Source organism: Rothia sp. HMSC071C12 (genome assembly GCF_001813895.1).
GTDB lineage: Bacteria > Actinomycetota > Actinomycetes > Actinomycetales > Micrococcaceae > Rothia > Rothia mucilaginosa.
In genome coordinates this window covers 1-2,860 of the sequence record NZ_KV814357.1, presented here as the reverse complement: position 1 = coordinate 2,860, position 2,860 = coordinate 1, and the positions used below count along the sequence as shown (strand labels likewise).

The following is a 2,860-nucleotide window of genomic DNA, read 5'->3' as shown; positions in this document are numbered from 1 at the left end:
CAGGCTAGCGCCGTGCAGGGCAGCCCCTTGCCGGGCGACACGGAGCCTCTTTCTAAGGTCACGGACCCGGAAAAGGTGCTGCACCCCGAAATTCTTCGCCTGTACAGGGAGAAGCGCGGATGGATTATCTCGGCTGATAAGAATGTGCTGAGCGCCAATGTTGCTGATGATCTTATTGCGGGTGAAAAGGCTAAAAATACGAGCCGAAATATTCTGGTGAGCACCCTGTACACGACTAAGGCTAAGGACCTTGCGTTTTACGTTAAGGAGACGGGGGAGAAGCAAGATATCCGCAAATATTTGAGGTATCTGGGGCGTTTCTCGCTGGCTGTGGAGCATCTGCGTGGGCAGTGGGTGATTGTGGTTGACCGCGACGGCTACAGTAACCGCAACACCTATGAGCCGATCTACCCGCAAGGATTCGGGCAGCTGTAGCTTTCTTTATGTAGTTTCTCTAGAAACCCCCGCTGGGCAGTACTTTTGGTACTGTGCTGGCGGGGGTTTCTTGCTGGCGGGGGTTTCTTGCTGGGCTTTTGAGATGGGATCTTCGCGGCTGGCTGTGGGAGGTGGAAGCAGAGGGAGGTGGAATCCGTCTTGCTGAGTTCGTGTGTAGAGTGTGCGTGTGTTACCTTGAGGTGTGGGCGAGGAAGCTCGTTCACTGTCACATCAACTTCAACTTCCGGAAGCTAAATATATGGTTACTTTTCAGGCTTATGCCGTCCCTGTACCTTTTCAAGGTGAGTACGCTGAGGTTCTCACGATGCTGCTCAAGCATCTAACTCAGACAAATCAGATGTTTACTCGCTAAAGGTACTTATTCGTTTAATGATCTCATTTGTTATCTGAACAATGAGTGTTCTTCATAAGTTGATGCATTAGATATTTCAACTCACAACAAATGTAGAAAATTTATGTAACCCCAAGGATTATTGCTGTGACTATGATTTTTCGTAGCTCTCGTAGAGGGTTTATGAAGGGCGTGCTTGGCGTTGGTAGCGTCTTAGCTTTGAGCGCCTGCTCATCCACGCCAAAAACCAAAGAGAATAAATCAAAAGAAACCCCTTCGGCAACAGCGAGCGCTTCTCCGAAGCATAATGCCTATGCAAAACCGTTTCATAATGATCGTGACTATCGACGAACATATGAAATCGGTGATATCAACAATATTGGAATATACGAACCGGCAACGGAGAGACATCCCGCATACGCTGCACCGCCTCCATACTATGAGAACGCTTTTGAACGGGATATGACAGCAACCTCTATGCGCTATGCCGTTACATATTACGCAAACTATCAGAACTATATGCTTCTAGCCGGTGATGCACGACGACTCTATCTTAAAAATATGCTAGGAGGATTGTTCTTCCCCACCATTCAAGAACTCTACGACAAAGGCGCTGGCTGGGTTATTACCCCGAACCAGCGAATTCTTGCCCTCACGATTCTTGAACGTCAGCCCCGTATTGTGGATGAAGCAAATCACCTATGCGAAATTAACGTTCGATACGATCTGAACCCAGAAGCGAAAGTGTTTATCGCAGCGGAGAAAAAGCTCTACCCGATTACTGATTTTGACACCCGCAACCTTGTTACAAACGGTTCCATCTACGGAACTATGGTGTGCCGATTCTTAGATCCAAAGTGGGAAGTGAACTTTACCCCCACAAATGGCTCAACGCAGGGGAACTAAAGGAAAGGAAACACAATGAAGGAAAACAATAAAACCCCTGTTTCTCGGGAATCCTCAACCGGCGATAACCCATCAGAGCAGAAGAAGAACCCCAAAATCTCTCGTCGTGCCCTGTTACTGGGATCTGCTGTGGTAGGTACCGCTGCGGCATCAGGTCTGTATGTAGCTGGCTCAAACTTGAAATTTTCGTCAAACGAACGAACCTCGCAAGAAGATACCGCGTGGAAACGAAACCAGGCACTAGCCGCAGCCGAACCCACAACAAAAATTGCAGACGAAGACAATAAGAACGCTGCAGGAGGGCTATACGGTCGGCTGGTGTACACCGCATACCGAAAGGACGGTCTCTACGTTCCCGCAACCCGTGAGAACCCCGCACAGAATGTACCCTACCCGGTTATCCAGGAGAAGATGAATACATACGATATTTCAGGTATGTACTTGTTCTTCGCCTACTATAACGCCGCCAAGAACTACGGGTATCTGACCGGTGACCTTGAGCCCCTAGCAAAGATAATTGACCCCGAAAAAGTCATCTTTCCTAATCTGTACGAATTTATCACCAATAACCAGGGGTGGATTGTTTCGGATCAAGAAATTGAATCGTATATGGTGCAAACCCCCGGATACGGTAGTCGAGAGATTCAGGGACGAAAAATATACAAGATGCAGACGGAATTATCGATATATGGAGACGCCTATTTTGTGTACCGCGATACCGGCGAAGTGAAATATTTTCGGGATATGTTTCATACTGACCGCCACCCGACTATAGATTTCTACGGCGAGTTTTTGGATGGACGCTGGGTAAGCGTCGACGAAAATCTTCAAGGTGATCTCTTATTGCCCAAGGGTGCTTCTGTTGCTGGATATACGAAATAGAGCCGAATTTTTGAAATGTTTTCCTTAATCTAAGGAGGGATAAATATGACCGAGAAGATAAATAAGCCGTTTTACGACGATAAAGATTATCGGCGTGAATACAAGTTGCGTGAGACTGATCTGATTGGGATTTACACCCCAGCAGGCCAGCAGCACCCTGCATATTCTGCGCCGCCACCCGACTATGAGAACGCATTCAGTCGAGACATGACATCGCAATATATGAAATATCATTGCGAGTATTATTTCGCATGCCAAAACTATATGCTTTTGGCATCCGATTCG

Annotated in this window: 2 protein-coding genes and 2 pseudogenes; all 4 read left to right on the top strand. The window is 47.4% G+C overall.

Annotated features, from left to right (window positions below; all coding sequences use genetic code 11):
* A pseudogene (locus tag HMPREF2942_RS00905) lies at positions 1–435 on the top strand (DUF6318 family protein); the annotation flags it as partial.
* Between the two features lie 505 nt (positions 436–940).
* Positions 941–1,693 (top strand): DUF6318 family protein, encoded by a 753-nt coding sequence (locus HMPREF2942_RS00900; protein ID WP_246824325.1) that lies wholly within the window; start codon positions 941–943, stop codon positions 1,691–1,693.
* Between the two features lie 15 nt (positions 1,694–1,708).
* Entirely contained in the window at positions 1,709–2,575 is an 867-nt protein-coding gene (locus tag HMPREF2942_RS00895) for a DUF6318 family protein (protein WP_070687971.1), read from the top strand.
* A gap of 45 nt (positions 2,576–2,620) precedes the next feature.
* A pseudogene (locus HMPREF2942_RS00890) lies at positions 2,621–2,860 on the top strand (peptidoglycan-binding protein); the annotation flags it as partial.